The sequence below is a fragment of the Hydrogenophaga sp. L76 genome (assembly GCF_057654755.1).
The window spans coordinates 2830127-2847298 of sequence record NZ_CM172807.1; the positions used below are offsets into that span (position 1 = coordinate 2830127).

The window sequence follows — 17172 nt, forward strand, 5'->3', positions numbered from 1 at the left end:
TGGCTGCAGCGCTGCAGCACTTCGGGGTAGGTGTTTCCCGGGCCAGTTCTCAGGTCAAGTGTTCAGCGCGATTCGATACACCGAGGCGGGTGGCAAGTTGAGAAGCGAGCTTCCGATGCGTTCTGCCCTCAGGTTCATTCGGATCAGTATCTCGGGTGCAATCGGGCATCGGGTCATGTAGGTGAACTGGTACAGCGCTGCCCCAGCTTGCAAGCTTTGCATGCAGGCGCCGACCACGTTCCACTGTGCGCGCACACCCATGGTCAGCAGTGGCAAGCCGGAAATCACGGCCTGCGCCTGCATCGACCGCCATGGGTCGTGCCACCGCCGCATGCGTGTCACATCCATGTCCAGCAGGCGAGCCTCGGGAAAGCGCTGGCGCAGCAGCGCCGTGAAGTCCGGGCTGTTCTCCACCAGCGTGAGATCACACTGGGGTACTCCCTTGGCAAGGATGCACCGTGTGAAGGCCCCGGTTCCTGGGCCCAGTTCGATCACGGGTCCTGCGCCAGGCAAGATATCGCGCGTGATGAGACGCGCCAATGCGTTGCTGGAGGGCGCGACTGCGCCGGTCCTCATGGGACGTTTCAGCCAGCTCTTGAGGAAGACACTTTGGTCGGTGGACAAAGACACGAATGAATCCTTCCTGGGGACATCAATCACCCTCACTACCCCTGCATTGTTTGGTGCAGCGGGTGAGTGCCGGCATTCTGATGAGCCACTTGCAGGGCGTCTTGAACAAGGGCGCCATTTCGCGAAGATTCGCGAGGTTCTGCAAGTGGCCCGCTTGCAAGGGAACTGCCCTGGCGGCGCAGCCCCCCCGCATCAGGTCACTGAACCTGCTTGATGTCGGTGTATTGGCCGCGTGTCCGGAGCACGACCTTCACATCCGATGAACCCCGGTTGCGCCAGTACCAGCCATGGTTGCCGGTGAACGCTGCCACCAAATCACCATCGTCGGCTGGCACGCTGCGGCCTTTTTCGTAGCTGATGGAGCGCCCACCGCCGTCGCCGTGCGTGTCGTAGTTGACCGAACCACCATTGACGATCCACTGGAATTCGGCCTTTTCCCCCTCAGCCATGCGCAATTTGATTTCTTTGCCTTCGCCCGGGGTCAGAGTGAACGTCAATTCGTCGCGCCAGTTCGACTGGGCTGCGGGGATTGCCGCAGTCTGCGGAATCACTTCGGGTGCACTGGGCGTTGCGGAGACTGCAGCACCGGCGTTCGCCGGGACGGCTGCAACCGTTGAAGCAGGACTGCCAGCAGGAGCGGCACTTGCATCCGCAGCGGCTTCTGCTGCCAGCTGTTGCTTGATTTCACCCATCTCGGTCATGCGCAGCACGCGGCCCACACCGGTGGGGTCCACGCCGTACTCGGCAGGCAGCACGATGGCCACCAGAATCACGATGGCGGAGACGGCGGCCAGAAGCGTGGAGCGCAGCAGCTTCGAGGAAGAAGGCAGTTCAGCGCGCAAAGGCGTTTCAGCGTTGTACATGGTTGGTATTCCTTGGGTGTTCACGATACGAAGTAACCGGTGAGCTGCATGCCCACCAGAATGAAGCCCGCGCTCATCATGGCGACGTTGGCTGTGTAGGCGTTGCGGACAAAACTGGGCGTACGGCGCCAGTAGCTCATGCCGATCAGGATGACGGTGAGCGCCAGCAGTTGACCGATTTCCACGCCCACGTTGAAGGCGAGCAGGTTGGGCACCAAGCCGTCGGGCGAGATCTCGTACTCAATGATCTTGGTGGCCAGCCCGAAACCGTGGAACAGGCCAAACACCAGCGTTGCGACCTTGGTGTTGGGCTGGAACCCGAGCCAACGCTGGAAGGCGCCGATGTTGTCCAGCGCCTTGTAGACCACCGACAAACCGATGATTGCGTCGATCAGGTAGCTGTTGATCCCGACGTTGAAATACACGCCCAGGATCATGGTGGTGGAGTGACCCAGCGCGAAGAGGCTCACATAGAGTCCGATATGCGAGAGCCGGTACAGGAAGAAGATCACCCCGAAAAGGAACAGCAAATGGTCGTAGCCGGTCATCATGTGCTTCGCACCCAGGTACATGAAGGGCAGCAGGTTGACGCCCGAAATTTCCTGGATGTAGCCCTTGTCACCAGCGGTCACCGCATGGGCCCAGACATCGGAGGTCCCGAGGAGCAAACAGAGGAGGAAGATTGAAGGAAGCAAGAGACGTGACTGCCGCATCGCCCATGGCGAACGTGGCAGCCTGTCTTGAAGAAGGCTGTGCATGAAGACTCCAATGGTCTGAAAGAAATGGGAGCACTGCGAAGGGCAGCGCGAGAGCAAGAGTGGCCTCAGGCCATCGGAGGACGGTCCAGCCGGGACGCTTGCACCATTTCAACCCACGGCCGAACCTGACCGCACCAGCCTGGCGTCTGGGTGGCCGCAGCCTGCCAACCCGCGGGCAAAGCATGGGCCTTGTCGTGCGAGTGGTCTACCGCGTGGTGCGCATGGTCGCCGCCCAAAAGGCCGTCCACTGCTGCAACCTCTTCGTCCTGGTCGCCATGCGAATGCCCGTGTGACTCGTCAGCAGGCTGTGATGCTGAAGGGTGTCCCGCTGAAATCGCTGCCAGCCCATGGGAGCTTGTCAGACCGATCGAGGAGATGATCGTGCCGACCACGATGACGATCAGCACCATCCACCCCATGCCTCGCATCGCCCGGGAGGGCAGCAAAGAAGACGGAGTACGAAAGGTCATGGAATCGAGTGGGGATGGTATTGGAGACCGGTGAATTATAGTAACCTCCCCGAGGGGATACGACCACCATGAAACAACCGCACACACATACCTCCCACCCGGCCATCATCAAGCGCCTGCGCAGGGCCAATGGACACCTGAGCAGCACGATAGACATGCTGGAGCAGGGGCGCACCTGTCTTGATGTGGCGCAGCAGCTGCAAGCGGTGGAGAAAGCGATCCAGCAAGCCAAGAAGGCCCTGATCCAGGACCACCTGGATCACTGCCTGGAGCACTTGGTCGGACCCCTCGGCGCGGGTCAGCGCCACTCGATGGACGAATTCAGGGAAATCACCCGTTACCTCTGAGTTGTGCGCAGTGCCTGAACCGATTCTTTGATCACCCCGCACCACGCGAGATCGACACATGCTCAACGTTTTGTCCCATCGCACCTACCGCCATCTGTTTGCCGCGCAGGTGATTGCCCTGATCGGGACCGGGCTGGCCACGGTGGCGCTGGGACTGTTGGCCTTTGAGCTTGCCGGAGACAACGCGGGCATGGTGCTGGGCACAGCACTGGCCATCAAGATGGTCGCGTACGTGGGCGTGGCGCCGGTGGCAGCAGCCTTTGCCGATCGTCTGCCCCGGCGCACCATGCTGGTCACGCTGGATCTGGTGCGCGCGGCCGTGGCGCTGCTGCTGCCGTTTGTCTCCCAGATCTGGCAGGTGTACCTGCTGATCTTTGTGCTGCAGGCGGCGTCGGCCGCTTTCACCCCCACCTTTCAGGCGACCATTCCGGACGTGTTGCCCGATGAAAAGGACTACACCAAGGCCCTGTCGCTCTCCCGTCTGGCCTACGACATGGAGAGTCTGGTCAGCCCCATGCTGGCGGCCGCCTTGCTCACCGTCATCGGCTTTCACGATCTGTTCGCCGGCACGGTGGTGGGCTTCCTAGTCTCGGCGGCGCTGGTGGTCTCAGTGGAGTTGCCAGCCCATCCGGCGCCGCAGCGCCGTGGCATTTACGAGCGCACCACGCGCGGGCTGCGCATCTACCTGGCCACGCCTCGGCTGCGGGGACTTCTGGCCATAAGCGCAGCTGTGGCGGCGGCGGGATCCATGGTGTTTGTCAACACGGTGGTGATCGTGCAGGCAGGGTTGGGCCTGACCCAGAGCGCGGTGGCTTTGGCGCTGGCCAGTTTTGGCGCAGGCTCCATGCTGGCAGCTTTGGCCTTGCCAGGCATGTTGGAAAAACTGACCGATCGCACGGCCATGCTTGGCGGCATCAGTGTCATGATCGTGGGCCTTTTTGCTGGAACGTTCGTGGTTGGGCACACCGGGTTGATGGTCCTGTGGTTCCTGCTCGGCATTGGCTACTCCACCGCGCAGACACCTTCGGGACGCTTGTTGCGGCGCTCCGCCCACCCAGAGGATAGGCCAGCACTTTTTGCCGCGCAGTTCGCGCTCTCGCATGCGTGCTGGTTGCTGTTTTACCCCTTGGCCGGCTGGCTGGGCGCGCGTTTTGGCATGCCGACAAGTTTTGCGGTTCTCGGTGCCGCGGGCGCTCTGTCTGCCTGGTTGGCTTCGCGGGTCTGGCATTCACAAGATCCGGACGTGGTTGAGCATGAACATCCGGACTTGCCCGTCGGTCACGCACACACGAATGCTGACGTGGATCGTGGTGATGGAGTTCGTCATGCACACGCCTTTGTGGTGGATGACCAGCACCCCCATTGGCCCAGTGTTGGCCGTTAACGTCCAGGTCCTTGCACTGAAGACGGCAGCCTCTATGTGCTCATGCGTCTGCAGGTCAGGGCCAAGTGCTGAGCGTCTTGGACACAACTTGTTTGGGCAAAGATCTATAGCCACTTTTTTTTCATCTGGGTGAGGACATCTAGTGGCCACCTGGGAACCAGTTCACGGTGTTGCTTCCGTGTTTGAGTGATCATCGCGCGACAAGCAGGGGCTCCAGTGGGACGCCTAAGCGAGGCCTAAGTCATGGGCGAGATAGTGCAGCTGTCAGTTGGCAATACCGCCCTGACACAACTCCCAAAAAGGAACTCACCATGAACCGCAACACCAAAATCTCTGCGCTCTTGCTCGCTGCTGGCCTGGCCACGGCTGGCTCACTGGCTTTTGCAAAGGCCAATGAGAACGACGCAGTGACCGACCTGGCCAAGGCCAAGATCTCGCTGAGCCAAGCCATCACGGCGGCTGAAGCACATGCCACCGGCAAAGCCGCGAAGGCCGAACTGGAGAGCGAGCGAGGCGCTTTGCACTACGAGGTGGAGGTCGTCACGGCCGACGCCAAGGTGTTCGACGTCAAGGTCGACGCAGCCGACGGCAAGGTCCTGTCCAGCCAGCTCGATAAGACAGACCAGGGCAACGACAAAGACGACTCTTGATCGAACACGGGGAGAGGGGAAACCCACTCCCCGTTCCGTAAGGAACGATCATGAACAACAGTGAACGATATCTTTTGGGGCGCCTCATCCGGCGCCTCATTCAAGTGCCGGTAGGTCCTCGGGACGATGAGGCTGCGATACTGGCGTCTGCGCTTCAGAAGACCCGCGAGGATATTGTGTATTTGCTGCTGCAGCGGTGCCTCGTGCTCGAGATGGTCATAGAGCAGCGACGTCTCCCTGGCATTGGCACGGATGGTGGTTTTGATGTGGCTACTGCGCCTACCGCTCGAAGTTCTCCCCACCTGAATGGCGTGTTCAGTGAGTCTGTCGATGAGGAGCGACCGTTGCGTGTTCACGAGCTGGACAGCCTCTTTGTCAAGCAGGCAATCGAAGAATTCGTGCGTGAAAGCCTGCCCCAGGAATCAAATCAATTTGATCCACAAAACATTTGAGCGTGCCTGCTGGGGGATTCATGCAAACGGGCGTGTTCTTACGTAGGCATCGTGTCAACGTGGAGGACGGCGGGCCCCCCGTCATGTTTGCGGTTTGTATGGAGACTTCAAGTGAGACTTCTATTGGTTGAAGACGACAAGATGATCGGCGAGGTGGTGCTTGATCTCCTGCGCTCTGAACACTACGCGGTTGATTGGGTGAAGGATGGCGACATGGCATCCACGGCCTTGCGAACGCAGACCTACGATCTGATCGTGCTCGACCTGGGACTGCCGCTCCTTGATGGGTTGTCTGTGCTTCGAGCGCTGCGCGCTCGCAAGGATCGCACCCCCGTTCTGATTGCAACTGCACGCGATTCGCTTTTTCAGCGAATCGAAGGGCTTGATGCGGGAGCAGATGATTACGTGTTGAAGCCCTTTGAACTCGATGAACTGTTGGCTCGAATCCGGGCCCTACTGCGGCGCGCTTCTGGTCGTGCCGAGCCTGTCTACGAGCACAAAGGTGTCTGTATCAATCCCGCTTCACGGGAGGTGACGTCAAATGGGGTGCCCGTCGTGCTTTCCGCCCGTGAATGGGCGGTACTCGAGCCATTGTTGGCCAGACCGGGCATGGTGCTCTCACGCACACAGCTTGAAGAAAAGCTCTACGGCTGGAAGGACGAGATCAGCAGCAACGCTGTGGAGGTGTACATCCATGGGCTGCGAAAAAAGCTCGGCGCAGAGTTGATCCAGAACGTGAGAGGCGTCGGATACATGGTGCCCAAGGAGTGAGTTTCAAATGCCGCTGAAGATCTCCAACTCTTTGCGAACACGCCTGCTGATTCTCTTGTCGGCCGCGATCGTGCTGACTGCACTTGCACAGGCGTTGATCGCCTATCAGACCGCCAGGTCGGAGGCTGACGAAATCTTCGACTACCACATGCAACAGATGGCGATCATGCTGGGCAGTGGGATCACATTGAAGGGCGGCAGCCCGGGAGCGCAGGTTCAACACGATGAGGAAGGCTTCGATTTTGTCGTTCAGGCGTGGACTGCAGATGGAATCAGCGTCTACCGGACTCATCAAAGCATGCTGCCGCAGCTTGGGGTATCGGGATTTGCTGAAGTCACGTTGGACGATGGGAGATACCGGGTATTTGCCACGAAGGTGGGTGTGATCAACGTGCAGGTTGCACAAGATCTGGACGCACGCCTGGAGATGGCCCGCAAGCTTGCGCTGCGCACTGTTGTTCCGATTGTGTTGATTGCGCCCATGCTCATGCTGCTAGTTTGGGTGGTTGTGGGCGCGTCGTTGAAGCCAGTCCTGCTCGCGAGCAGACAGGTTGCATTGCGCCAGGCCGATGAGTTGGAAAAGCTGGAAGAGGCGACCCTTCCAGATGAGATCAGGCCGCTGGTCCATGAGCTCAATCTGCTGTTTGCGCGAGTCCGCAAGGCTTTCGATGCACAACAGCGGTTCGTGGCGGACGCCGCGCACGAATTACGCTCACCGCTGGCGGCGCTCAAGCTGCAATTGGAGGGGTTGAGGCGGTCTGCAGACACCAGCACCCGGGACATTGCAATGGGTCGATTGACATCAGGTATCGATCGGGCGACGCGCCTGGTGGAGCAGCTTCTGGTGCTCGCAAGGCACGAGGAAGGCATCGTAAACAGCATGCCCCGAGAGTACCTGCCGTTGTCTGAGTTCACAAAACAGGCAGTTGCAGATGTTGCCGCGCTGGCCCGAGAGCGCTCCATCGACATCGGCATCACCACCGCAGACGAGGGCTCAATTCTCGTCGCAAAGGATGCATTGGGCATTCTTCTCGGCAATGTGTTGAGCAATGCCATCAAATACACCCCAGACGGAGGAACGGTGGACGTTGCGGTAGTGCGAACGGCAAGCGAACTGCAGCTCCGAACTGAGGACAGCGGCCCTGGAATTCCATTATCGGAGCGCGAGCGAGTCCTGGATCGTTTTTACCGAATCGCGGGCGCCAGCGCTTCTGGAAGTGGCCTGGGTCTGTCGATCGTCAAGAGCATTGTCGAGTTTCACGGAGCATCGCTCTCTCTCTCAGAATCAGAGAAGCTGGGAGGGCTGAAAGTCTGTATTGCCTTCCGACTTGAGCTTTGACACGCGATCGGCGTTTATGTTGCATCACGCTCCGAGGACTTGCTGGTCGTTGAGAGCAGTGCTTTGTCCTTGACGGCGAAAACCAGCAGGATGGCTGCTGACAATGCGCAACTGCCCGAGAAGAGGAATGCCGCCCACGGGGCGATGGACTGGTAGATCCAGCCAAAGACGATTGAGGCCGGAAGCAGAAAGATGCCGGTCACCAAATTGAACCAGCCGAAGGCCGTGCCCGCGCGATGGGCGGGCGCCAGGTCAGCCACGAACGCCTTCTCGACCCCCTCTGTCGCCGCCATGAACAGGCCATAGAAACCGAACAAGGCAAACAGCATCCATCCACCGGTGTTGAGGAAACCGATCGCAAAGTAGAAGACCGCATAGGCAACGTAGCCAACGATCAACAGCCTCACTCGGCCCAGCCGGTCTGACAGAGCCGACAGTGGGGTTGAGAACAACATCGCGACGGTGGAAACAGCTGCCCAAAGCAGTGGAATCTGAGCCTGTGGGACTCCCAGTTCACTGGCGCGCAGCAACAAAAACATGTTGGACGAATTGCCCAGGGTGAACAGTGCCACCACGAACAGGTAACGTTTGAACAACGCAGGCATGTCCCGCAGCCGCCAGTCGAACGCAGGCCTGGACGTGAGCGGTGCCGCCTTTGGCTCTCGGACGGCAAGTGCCAATCCCACACAGAGGGCAGCCGGGATGGCGGACCACAAAAATATGTTCTTAAGCGGAACATGGGAAGCCAGCAATGCAAAGGCGAGAAGGGGGCCAATGACGGCACCTGCGTTGTCCATGGCTCGGTGCAATCCGAACGCCAAGCCACGCTGATCGGGACCAACGCTGGCCGCCAGAAGTGCATCTCTGGGCGAACTTCGCAGGCCCTTGCCTACCCTGTCGGCAAAACGGATGGCCAGCAGAAGAGGCCAACTGCTTGCAAAGGCGATCAGAGGGCGACCGATACCGGCCAAACCATACCCGAACACGATCCAGGGCCTTGACCGTCGCGACCGGTCCACGACCACGCCGGAGAACAGTTTGAGCAGACTCGCTGTTGCTTCTGCGATGCCTTCAATGATTCCCAGTGCCCGCGGACCTGCCATCAACACGGACGCAAGATAGAGCGGCACCAGTGGGTACAGCATTTCGCTGGCGCTGTCGTTGACCAGACTGATGAGTCCGATCACCCAAACTGTTCGAGGCAGATTGAAAATTGCTTTGAGCATGGAAGATGTCCGCTAGGCTGAGTTCCCGCTGAGAACTGCGAAGGAATTTCCCTGAAGCAACCAGGCCACTCACCATAACGGTAGTGGGTTGTGGCGAGCTACACCAGTCCAATAGACGCTACTTTTTTTGTGAAAGCTCTCGGATGATTCTCAAGCGAGGCTGCCCGCAAAAACGTTGACGGCCATGGCGAGCACGATCAAATTGAACGCGAAGGAAAGCAGCCCATGCAAAAGCGTCAGTCTGCGCATGCGTCGACCGGTCACTGCGACGTCTGAAACCTGTGAAGTCATGCCGACAATTGCCGAGAAGTAGACAAAATCAAGGTAATCGGGGTCAATACTTCCGGGAAAGTTCAGCCCACCTTCGGTTTGACCCCCATCCTGACCTCGCTGATAAAACACGCGTGCATAGTGCAACGCAAAAGCAGTCTGCAGCAACAACCAGGACGCTGCCAGCGACAGCATGGCGATGGCAAGGTAACCCCAGCGCGCCAAGCCCTGCATGGCTCGTCCCGTGTCCACTGCAAGCGCCACGGCAACCACGCTTGCACAAGCCGCCGCAGCCACCAGCGTGAACAAGGCCACTGAACCTGGATCGGACCTCTGTGCCCGGCGACGCGTGGAGTGCGCGTCCAGGCGGACGATCAACTGCCATGCAATGGTCAAGTACGTGAGGTTGTAAGCCAGCCAGCCTGCGAGCCATGGCACCTCCGAAGCGACGGGAACCAATCGTGCAGCGGCAAACGCCCCAACGATGCCGACAAAGATAGCCAGACCGTGGCCCTGAAAAGCGGTCAATCGCGCGGTCCAGTACAAGACGTGCAAGGGGTGGCGTTCAACTGGGTCCATGCGTCAATGCAGTTTGTGGTGCCGACAAAGGAGCAGGTTCAGCAGTGCCGGACTTGTGTCGCCTTGGGGGCGTTGGATTGTCAAGATCCGCCCCCGTCGCAGGATCTGGGTCGGAGGCTTGCGCAGCCATCGAACGGGTCGCATGCAGGAGGTGCACGGCGCGCAATTTGGGGGAGCACGCCACCTGCTGTCGTCGATTGTACGGACCAAGGAACGCTCCATCAGCGCATCGCAGCAGTTGGCCCGCCAGGACAAGACCGCCTGCCACCACCTCATCGCAGCAACGATCTTGCCTCTTGAAGTGGAGTTGAGCACGGGTCGACAAAGCCAATTGCACCGACCACCCAAACTCCAGCTGTTGGCACGCGAAGCCCATCCAGAACGCGCATCGCCTGTGCTGCGTTGCGGTCTGAACTCGGGAAAATTCGTGCTTTGCAATGTCAAGCGCACTTTGTTGATCTTCATTTGCAGTGTCTGGTGATTCCTAAGCGGGGCCTAAGTCATGGGCGAGATAGTTCATCCGTCGGTTGGCAATACCGCCCTGACACAACTCCCAAAAAGGAACTCACCATGAACCGCAACACCAAAATCTCCGCGCTCTTGCTCGCTGCTGGCCTGGCCACGGCTGGCACGCTGGCCTTCGCAAAGGCCAACGAAAACGACGCAGTCGCCGACCTGGCCAAAGCCAAGATCTCGCTGAGCCAGGCCATCACGGCTGCTGAAGCACACGCCACCGGAAAATCCGCAAAGGCCGAGTTGGAGAGCGAGCGAGGCGCTTTGCACTACGAGGTGGAGGTCGTCACGGCTGATGCCAAGGTCTTCGACGTCAAGGTCGACGCTGCCGACGGCAAGGTCCTGTCCAGCCAGCTCGACAAGGCCGACCAGGGCAACGACAAAGACGACTCTTGATCGAACACAGGAGGGGCGCTTGGCGCCCCTCCTTGCGTTGCGTTTTCGCTTCACGCACGCGCTCAATGTTCGTCTGAACGCAGTGCTTCCCGCGTCTCCCAAACTGAACCGGGCACCCGACAACCCGCCGTCGCTGTGGCTACATGCCACACGCCCATCACGCCTGCCCCCAGCCTCACTGCCCACGAAAGCGCCCCATGAACGCGGTCAACATTCAGCTGTTCGATTTTTTGAATCTCAGCGCCAATGCATCACCGTGGCTTGTCAAGTTGGCGATACTGACATCCACCGTCCTGCCCGGTTTTCTTCTGTCATCTGTGATTTCGGCCATTGCAATTGGGCGCCCTCGCTGGCGCAGCACAGCCATTCAGGCCACACTCGCGATGGCGCTGAGCTTCCCGATCGCACGCCTTCTGGCATCGGTCATTGACGCTTCGAGGCCATTTGTTTTGGGTCTTGGGCATCAGTGGATGGCGCACGCGTCAACGCCTGGATTTCCAAGCACCCATGCCACGGTTGCTGCCGCCTTCGCTGCGGCTGTTTGGTGGGGTAACCCCAAGTCATCGCTGCGTTGGCTTGGGCCCTTCGCTGCCCTTGCAATCGGGTGGAGCCGGGTCGCAACGGGGGTTCATTTCCCGGTCGATATCTTGGCCGGTTTTGCGTTGGGAGGCACCGTGGGCTGGGGTATCGTGCAGGGGTGCAGCTACATGGTGAGGCGCGTCGACAACCGGCGCTCGGCTGTGTTTCGGCAATCAACCCTATCGCCCACGTCCAAATTGTGAGCCGCGTCAGCACCAGTTCTACGGCAGGTAAACCTCCAGCACGGCTGCCGCCAATCCCATGGCGGTGGCTGGTCGCGCTGGCGGGCGCGGTCCTGCTGGCGTGGATGTTCTGGGCGATTCATCGACAGCTGGGCGCGTTGCGCTTGGTGGACGTTCAGCAGGCTTGGCAGGCTGTTCCGCTCTCTTCGGTAATCTGGGCGGGACTGGCAACGCTGCTGAGCTATGTGGCTTTGATGGGGTACGACGCGCTTGCCTTGCGGCAACTGGGACACCGCCTGAGCGCAACGCGGACGTGTCTGGCCTCGTTCGTGGCAACCGCCATTGGAAACAACGTGGGGGTGGCACTGGTCAGCGCGGGTGCGGTGCGCATGCGCTTGTACAGCAACTGGGGCCTTTCAGCCAGTGAAGTCGGTGTGCTCATTGGGATCGTCGGCACCACGTTTGGTGTTGGCGTTGCCCTCTGCGGTGGGCTTGCTCTGCTGCTGGAGCCGCCATCCATGCTGGCAACGCTGCAGATCAACACGGCTTGGGGACGCGCTGCGGGGGCGTTGCTGCTGCTGATCCCCGCGGGATACCTCGGACTGGCCTTGCGAGGGGCACGATCCCTGCAATGGAAGAGCTGGGTCATTCACACGCCTGGACCGCTGCTGGCACTGGGACAAATTCTGCTCGCGGTGGTTGATCTGGGCGCGGCTTCACTCGCTCTTTGGGTGCTGCTACCCGACACGGCGCCAGTATGGCCTGTTTTTCTCGGGGTGTTCGTGCTCGCGGTCGTCTTGGGGGTCGTGAGCCATGTGCCAGCAGGTTTGGGTGTTTTCGAGGCCGTGATGATCCTGGGCCTGCCGTCCATAGCGCACGAACAGCTGTTGGCGTCGATCCTTGCCTATCGAGTGATTTACTACTTCGTGCCGCTGGGCCTTGCCGGCGCGCTGGGTGGCGCTTTGTCTCTCAAAGGAAGTTTCGCTGGACTTAAAAAACTGGAAGCCTTTACCCAGCCATTGATCAACTGGATCGCGCCACCCGTGGTCAGTGTTGCGGTGTTTGTGGCGGGGACCCTGCTGCTGTTGTCGGGCAGTCTTCCAGCCCAATTTGATCGTCTGTCCTTGCTCCTGACGCTGGTGCCGCTCCCAGTGATTGAGGTTTCTCATTTGGCCGGCAGCCTGATCGGGCTGGCCATGGTTGTTCTGGCGCACGCGCTGTACCGCCGGATTCGAGTGGCTCACCAGCTCGTTAGCTGGCTTCTGGTGGCAGGGGTACTGGTGTCACTTTTGAAGGGCGTTGACGTTGAAGAAGCCATCATCGCGGCGCTGGTTTGGGTGCTTCTGTGGTCGAGTCGAGCGGTCTTCGACCGGCCCGCTCGGATGGGTTTGCGGCTTCTCGGGCCGGAGAATTGGTTTGCTGTTGCCGCGGTTGTTTCCGCAACAATCGTGCTTGGGCTGTTCTCATACAAGCATGTGGACTACTCCGCCGACCTGTGGTGGCAGTTTGCATTGCGGGGTGATGCGCCGCGCTATCTAAGAGCAGCCGTGCTCGTTGCAGGCCTGACTCTGGCCATGGCACTGTGGCAGCTCTTGAGGCCCCAGCCTGTTGAGCGCGAGGTTCCCTCATCAAACGATCTGGCGAAGGTGTCAGAAATCATCAATACGTGGCCTGTGGCGGACGCAGCGCTGGCCTTGCTTGGGGACAAGCGCATTCTTTTCGATGATGAGGAAGACGCGTTTTTGATGTACCAGGTTCAGGGCCGCAGTTGGGTCGTGATGGGCGATCCGATCGGATCGCCGCAGGCGGCCGAGAGACTCGTGTGGCGGATACGGGAAATGACAGACCGACACGGTGCACGACCGGTTTTTTATCAAGTGGGGGACACCCGATTGGGCATGTATGCAGATCTCGGGCTGGTCGCGATCAAAATGGGTGAAGAGGCGCTGGTTTCTCTGGGCCAGTTTTCTCTTGACGGTCCTCATCGTGCCAATCTTCGACGCACGCACAGGCGCGCCCAACGAGATGGGATGAGTTTCGAGATTGTGTCGGGGGCTCGAGTGGCGGACTTGATGGAGGCGTTTCGGGAGGTGTCTGACTCATGGCTTCGCAGCAAGGGCGCACATGAGAAAGGATTCTCGCTGGGCCGTTTTGACGAGCCCTATCTGCGCCACTTCCGCTTTGGGGTGGTCAAGCATGGCGACCAAATCGTGGCATTTGCCAATCTCTGGACCGCCGATGGCAAGGGGGAGTTGTCGATTGACCTGATGCGACACCGGCCTGACGCTCCTGATGGAACCATGGATTTCCTGTTCACAGAGCTTATGCTGTGGGGCGCTCATGAGGGGTATGCATTCTTCAACCTGGGGATGGCACCGCTTGCCGGATTGGATTCACGCCCCCTGGCGCCGCTGTGGCATCGGCTGGGAACGGCACTGTTTCGCAATGGAGAACAGTTCTACAACTTTCAAGGTCTGCGCGCGTACAAGAACAAGTTTGGGCCGGTGTGGCGATCGAGGTATCTCGCAGCGCCCGGGGGTATCGGCCTGACGGGCGCCTTGATCGATGTCGCCGCGCTGGTCAACAAGCGGATGTCCACGGAACGTATTGATCAATCGCAGCGCGACCCTTTGCCCAGTGATTCCGTCGCGTCGTAGTGCCGCTCCAGGAGGCTGCACAGGAGCGACCAAGTCCACTTTGCTGTGCCCTCGCTGACGCAACCTGTTTGCCCTTGCACCGGCGCAGTCCGTGGGGCGAGAGGCTCGACGTTGATGAGCTTGTTGCGGTACCGTCTCAAGTGGCGTTCCCGCTCTGGGGAACACCTGCCCCGGGCGATTCGTATACATCCGTCAGATGTGGTCGCACCTGGCATGAAATGAGTGAGAAAACCGAACCATGATCCAACCAACCGACTTCAAACTGAGCACAGCTGCCATTTCGGTGGTGGGTGTTGCGCTGTTGTGGGTGCCTATCCTGTCGCTGCACCTGACGCCTGCGTTGTTCGCCGCACTGCTCACCTTCGGCGGTTCGCGCGCTACATCTGCGATGCTCCGCCGTATCTGGCCGGCGCTGCGCCACTCGCAGGGGTGGGGTTTGATTTTGTTTGTGTTTGTGGTCGTGCTGACGATGTCTTTGATGGTTGAGCAAGCAGCCGAGGCAACGGCCTCGGGCGGTGGCTATGCAGCGGTTCTTCAACAAATGGCTGCGGCGCTGGATCGGTTGCGACTGATGTTGCCACCGTGGCTGGCCAGCCATGTGCCGGCTTCGCTTGAGACGCTGCGAACCGCTGCTGTGGGTTGGCTCACGTCGCACGCCGCACAAGTACAACTTTGGGGAGGGCACACCGTTCGAGGCTTGGGGTACGCCCTCGCAGGTATCGTGATCGGTGCGCTGCTCACGCTTCAACGGGCAGAACGGGAAGTCGCTGTCGATCGCAAACCTCCCATGAGTTTGGCCGTCAGCAACCAGTTTGATGGCCTCGTCACCAGTTTCACGGCCGTGGTGTTCGCTCAATTTCGAATCGCTGCCGTGAACACAGCGCTTACCGGGGTGTACCTGTTGGGCGTGCTGCCTCTGTTGGGGACGCCCATTCCGCTGGCCGGCACGCTCGTGGTTGCGACATTCGTCGCCAGCTTGGTGCCTGTGTTGGGCAATTTGGTCTCCAACACCATGATCGTTGGGGTCAGTCTTACCCACTCGCTGGGCGTGGCGGCACTCTCGCTGGGATGGTTGGTGGGCATTCACAAGCTGGAGTATTTTCTCAATGCGCACATCGTGGGCCAAAGAATCCGTGCTCAGGCTTGGGAACTGTTGACATCCATGTTGGTACTCGAAGCTCTCTTCGGTATCGCTGGACTCGTGAGTGCTCCCATCATTTATGCACAACTGAAAAGTGTCTGGTATTCACGCGGTTGGATCTGAGCACGCTGAACTGGGCATCGCACTTCTGATGGGGGCGTGTGGTCGTCCACAAGAAGATTAAGAACTGTCTAAGTGTCCGGCAACACACTGACCACCTGTTCAACATCTTCTCATTCAGGAGTTCACATGACCACCCGTTCTATGACTTCCACACGCCTGGTTCTTGCGTTGACCGCAGCCGGCATCCTCGGCGGCGCAGGGGCCACTTTTGTGTCTGGCACGCACGCTCGTGCCGAGGCGCCTCATATCGTTGCCCAGGCCGTCTCACCAGCTACCTCGACCATGGGAATGCCTGGCATCAGCGGCGCGCCCGACTTCTCGCAAATTACCCAGCGCAACGGTGCTGCTGTGGTGAACATCAGTGTCAGTGGCCTGCGACAAGTCTCCAATGAATCAGGAGAAGCGCCGGCAGCCCACCGCCGAGCCCCGCAGGGCGTGGACCCCAGCGACCCGTTCTCCGAGTTTTTCAAGCGCTTTGAAGGTCCCAGTGACAGCCAGCCGGGAGAGCGGGCGTCGCCAGTGCGGGGGCAGGGATCTGGCTTCATTGTCAGTGCGGATGGACTGATTCTGACCAACGCCCACGTTGTGCGCGACGCGCAGGTCGTGACCGTCAAGCTCACGGATCGCCGTGAGTACACGGCCACAGTCCTGGGTTCGGATCCCAAGGTAATCCCCCCAATTTCCACAGTCCGCAGAAGTAGAACGGTTATGCAGCCATGGCCAGATGCTGCTTTGGGGTGAATCCGCCCAGGGCCATGTTCGGGCGGTCGTGATTGTAGGACCACATCCATTGCGTGGCGAAGTCCTGAACCTCTTCAAGGCTTGACCAGTGATACTGGGATAACCATTCGTATCGCACCGTCCGGTTGAACCGCTCAACGTAGGCGTTTTGCTGCGGCTTACCAGGCTGGATGTATTCGATCTGGATGCCCCATTCACTGGCCCAGTTCTGAATGGTGCCGCTGATGTTCTCCGGCCCGTTGTCGCAACGAATCACCAGCGGCTTGCCTCGCCAGGCAATGATCTGCTTCAGCGCCCGGATCACCCGCTCACTGGGCAGCGAGAAGTCCACCTCAATGCCAAGCGCCTCACGGTTGAAGTCGTCGATCACGTTGAACAAGCGCAGATTCCTGCCGTCCTCCAGCCTGTCGTGCATGAAGTCCATGGACCAGACCTGATTGATAGCCTGCGGCACGGCCAATGGTTGCGGCTTCTCCCGCATCAGCCGCTTGCGTGGCTTGATGCGCAGGTTGAGCTCCAGCTCGCGGTAAATGCGGTAGACCCGTTTGTGGTTCCAGCCAAAATTCTTCACGTTGCGCAGGTACAGGTAGCACAGGCCGAATCCCCAGTTGCGGTGGTTGTCCGTCAGGCGCATCAGCCAGTTGGCAATCTCCTCGTTCTCGGCGTTTTGTTTGCACTCGTAGCGGTAGCAGGATTCACTGATCGAGAACACCGCACAGGCGACTCGTATGGCGACGGCACGCTGCTGCACGACTTCCTTGGCCATCTCGCGCCGACGAGATGGCCGTGTTACTTTTTTGCGAGGTACTCGTTGGCGATTTCAGCCTTGAGCTTCTCCTCCAGATACATCTTCCTGAGGCGCCGGTTCTCGTCTTCAAGCTCCTTCATGCGGGCCATCATGGAGGTGTCCATACCGCCGAACTTGGCACGCCACTTGTAAAAAGTAGCGGTACTGATCCCCACCTCCCGGCAGATCTCTGGCACCGCCAGACCGGCCTCAACTCGCTTCAAGGCAGCCATGATCTGGCTGTCGGTAAATCTCGACTTCTTCACGTAGAACTTCCTTCTTGGAAAATTCTACTTCTGGGAACTTTGGTTTTT

General features: G+C 59.6%; 19 protein-coding genes. 12 read left to right on the plus strand and 7 right to left on the minus strand.

The window, feature by feature from the left end:
• Positions 1–54: 54 nt before the first annotated feature.
• The 4 genes from AC23D4_RS13625 to AC23D4_RS13640 all read right to left on the minus strand — a co-directional run bounded on the left by AC23D4_RS13625 (position 55) and on the right by AC23D4_RS13640 (position 2661).
• Positions 55–630, minus strand: coding sequence for a class I SAM-dependent methyltransferase (locus AC23D4_RS13625; RefSeq protein WP_472890486.1), 576 nt, complete (start codon positions 628–630; stop codon positions 55–57).
• A gap of 197 nt (positions 631–827) precedes the next feature.
• Positions 828–1493 carry a transmembrane anchor protein gene (locus AC23D4_RS13630; protein ID WP_472890485.1) on the minus strand — a complete coding sequence of 222 codons (666 nt, stop codon included), beginning with the start codon at positions 1491–1493 and terminating at the stop codon, positions 828–830.
• Positions 1494–1513: 20 nt separating this feature from the next.
• Complete coding sequence (locus tag AC23D4_RS13635; protein ID WP_472890488.1) at positions 1514–2206, minus strand: HupE/UreJ family protein; 693 nt, start codon at positions 2204–2206, stop codon at positions 1514–1516.
• 110 nt (positions 2207–2316) lie between these two features.
• Complete coding sequence (locus AC23D4_RS13640) at positions 2317–2661, minus strand: hypothetical protein (RefSeq protein ID WP_487623623.1); 345 nt, start codon at positions 2659–2661, stop codon at positions 2317–2319.
• 128 nt (positions 2662–2789) lie between these two features.
• On the opposite strand from AC23D4_RS13640, the gene AC23D4_RS13645 reads away from it, so the two are divergent.
• From AC23D4_RS13645 to AC23D4_RS13670, 6 genes are all read left to right on the plus strand, one after another.
• On the plus strand, positions 2790–3068 hold the full coding sequence (locus AC23D4_RS13645) for a metal-sensing transcriptional repressor (protein ID WP_472890483.1): 279 nt from the start codon (positions 2790–2792) through the stop codon (positions 3066–3068).
• A 58-nt stretch (positions 3069–3126) separates the two neighbouring features.
• On the plus strand, positions 3127–4452 hold the full coding sequence (locus tag AC23D4_RS13650) for an MFS transporter (protein ID WP_472890482.1): 1326 nt from the start codon (positions 3127–3129) through the stop codon (positions 4450–4452).
• A 311-nt stretch (positions 4453–4763) separates the two neighbouring features.
• Complete coding sequence (locus tag AC23D4_RS13655) at positions 4764–5102, plus strand: PepSY domain-containing protein (RefSeq protein ID WP_472890481.1); 339 nt, start codon at positions 4764–4766, stop codon at positions 5100–5102.
• 50 nt (positions 5103–5152) lie between these two features.
• Positions 5153–5554: a hypothetical protein gene (locus tag AC23D4_RS13660; RefSeq protein WP_472890480.1), complete on the plus strand. Its 402-nt coding sequence runs from the start codon at positions 5153–5155 to the stop codon at positions 5552–5554.
• A gap of 111 nt (positions 5555–5665) precedes the next feature.
• Positions 5666–6325, plus strand: coding sequence for a response regulator (locus tag AC23D4_RS13665; RefSeq protein WP_472890479.1), 660 nt, complete (start codon positions 5666–5668; stop codon positions 6323–6325).
• A gap of 7 nt (positions 6326–6332) precedes the next feature.
• Complete coding sequence (locus tag AC23D4_RS13670; protein ID WP_472890478.1) at positions 6333–7664, plus strand: ATP-binding protein; 1332 nt, start codon at positions 6333–6335, stop codon at positions 7662–7664.
• A 14-nt stretch (positions 7665–7678) separates the two neighbouring features.
• Here the strand turns inward: AC23D4_RS13670 and AC23D4_RS13675 are convergent, their stop codons facing one another.
• Positions 7679–8890, minus strand: coding sequence for an MFS transporter (locus tag AC23D4_RS13675; protein WP_472890477.1), 1212 nt, complete (start codon positions 8888–8890; stop codon positions 7679–7681).
• Between the two features lie 150 nt (positions 8891–9040).
• Entirely contained in the window at positions 9041–9739 is a 699-nt protein-coding gene (locus tag AC23D4_RS13680) for a DUF1345 domain-containing protein (protein WP_472890476.1), read from the minus strand.
• A gap of 142 nt (positions 9740–9881) precedes the next feature.
• Between AC23D4_RS13680 and AC23D4_RS13685 the strand changes: the two genes are divergently transcribed.
• From AC23D4_RS13685 to AC23D4_RS13710, 6 genes are all read left to right on the plus strand, one after another.
• On the plus strand, positions 9882–10220 hold the full coding sequence (locus AC23D4_RS13685) for a hypothetical protein (protein WP_472890475.1): 339 nt from the start codon (positions 9882–9884) through the stop codon (positions 10218–10220).
• An 89-nt stretch (positions 10221–10309) separates the two neighbouring features.
• A complete protein-coding gene (locus AC23D4_RS13690) occupies positions 10310–10648 on the plus strand; it encodes a PepSY domain-containing protein (RefSeq protein ID WP_472890474.1) in 339 nt (112 codons plus the stop codon).
• Positions 10649–10845: 197 nt separating this feature from the next.
• On the plus strand, positions 10846–11430 hold the full coding sequence (locus tag AC23D4_RS13695) for a phosphatase PAP2 family protein (protein WP_472890473.1): 585 nt from the start codon (positions 10846–10848) through the stop codon (positions 11428–11430).
• Positions 11427–14066, plus strand: a complete 2640-nt coding sequence (gene mprF, locus AC23D4_RS13700) for a bifunctional lysylphosphatidylglycerol flippase/synthetase MprF (protein WP_472890472.1) — start codon at positions 11427–11429, stop codon at positions 14064–14066. Before AC23D4_RS13695 ends, mprF begins: the two co-directional genes overlap by 4 nt.
• Positions 14067–14304: 238 nt before the next feature.
• Positions 14305–15330: an AI-2E family transporter gene (locus AC23D4_RS13705; RefSeq protein WP_472890471.1), complete on the plus strand. Its 1026-nt coding sequence runs from the start codon at positions 14305–14307 to the stop codon at positions 15328–15330.
• Between the two features lie 126 nt (positions 15331–15456).
• Positions 15457–16071, plus strand: a complete 615-nt coding sequence (locus AC23D4_RS13710) for a trypsin-like peptidase domain-containing protein (protein ID WP_472890470.1) — start codon at positions 15457–15459, stop codon at positions 16069–16071.
• On the opposite strand, the gene AC23D4_RS13715 is transcribed toward AC23D4_RS13710, so the two are convergent.
• A protein-coding gene (locus AC23D4_RS13715; RefSeq protein ID WP_472887725.1) for an IS3 family transposase occupies positions 16037–17124 on the minus strand; the annotation gives its coding sequence in 2 pieces (ribosomal slippage) (positions 16037–16872 and positions 16872–17124; 1089 coding nt in all). The two genes, AC23D4_RS13710 and AC23D4_RS13715, sit on opposite strands and share 35 nt — an antisense overlap.
• Positions 17125–17172 lie beyond the last annotated feature (48 nt).